This window comes from Vibrio sp. B181a (assembly GCF_030248375.1).
In the GTDB taxonomy this organism is placed as follows: domain Bacteria; phylum Pseudomonadota; class Gammaproteobacteria; order Enterobacterales; family Vibrionaceae; genus Vibrio; species Vibrio campbellii.
The window spans coordinates 1-1,347 of the sequence record NZ_JAHGAD010000137.1; the positions used below are offsets into that span (position 1 = coordinate 1).

The following is a 1,347-nucleotide window of genomic DNA, read 5'->3' on the forward strand; positions in this document are numbered from 1 at the left end:
CTTCAAGAGACTGATCCGCAATGGTGTTTTCTACCACAGGCTTATCATTAACCGGTGTAACGTTCAGAGTAACGGTGGCTGTTTCTGTTACACCGCCTGATGTCACTGTATATGTGAATTGATCAGTACCGTTGTAATCTTGGTTCGGTGTATAAGTGACTGTACCGTCATTGTTCACAACTACTGTGCCATTGGTTGGCTCATGGCCTGCTTCTACTGATACAACAGGCGCGTCACCTTCGAAGTTATCGTTACCCAGTACATCCAGTTTTGTTGGCGTATCTTCAACAATATCAGCGCTGTCAGACACAATATCTGCCACTGCAGCTACGGTGAAATCGACTACTTGACTTACTGTCTCACCACTTGGGTCTTCAGCGGTAAACGTTAACTCTTCAGAACCATTCCAGTCTGCTGTTGGCTTGATCGTCGCAATGCCATCCACAATCGATACTTGAATATTGCTGTTGCCAGAGACACTAAATGTCAGCTCACCATCTGCATTATCGACATCGCTGAATGCATCATTCAAGTCGATAGTGTAAGGCGTGAAGTCTTCTTCAAGAGACTGATCCGCAATGGTGTTTTCTACGGTTGGCGCATCATTGATTGGATTTACTGTTACCGAGACTTGAGCTTCATCTTCCAGTTCACCATCTGAAACTGTGTAGCTGATGGTGGCTTCGCCGTTGAAGTTTTCAGCCGGTGTAAACACCAGTTTCCCATATACAATTTCAACTGCGCCCTGATCAACTGGAACAGATGCATTTACTATGGTCAGCGTGTCGCCGTCAACGTCGGTATCGTTCGGCAAGACATCAATAGTGACTGGTGTGTCTTCGTCAGTCACAGCGCTATCATCATTTGCAACTGGCGCATCGTTTAAAGGATTAACCGTTACCGAGACTTCCGCGCTGTCTTCCAGTTCACCATCTGAAACCGTATAGCTGATGGCGGCTTCGCCGTTGAAGTTTTCAGCCGGTGTAAACACCAGTTTTCCATCTACAATTTCAACCGTGCCCTGATCAGAAGGAACTGATGCATTTACTATGGTCAGCGTGTCGCCGTCAACGTCGGTATCGTTCGGGAGAACATTAATCGTGACTGGTGTGTCTTCATCAGTCACAGCGTTATCGTCATTTGCAACTGGCGCATCGTTTAAAGGATTAACCGTTACCGAGACTTCCGCGCTGTCTTCCAGTTCACCATCTGAAACCGAGTAGCTGATGGTGGCTTCGCCGTTGAAGTTGTCAGCCGGTGTAAACACCAGTTTTCCATCTACAATTTCAACCGTGCCCTGCTCAGCTGGAACAGATGCATTTACTATGGTCAGCGTGTCGCCGTCAA

1 protein-coding gene is annotated in these 1,347 nt (G+C 47.1%); it reads right to left on the reverse strand.

Features of this window, described 5'->3' with window-relative positions; all coding sequences use genetic code 11:
* Positions 1-1,347: tandem-95 repeat protein (locus KIO97_RS26645; RefSeq protein WP_285384418.1), on the reverse strand; the 1,347-nt coding region annotated here is incomplete at both ends.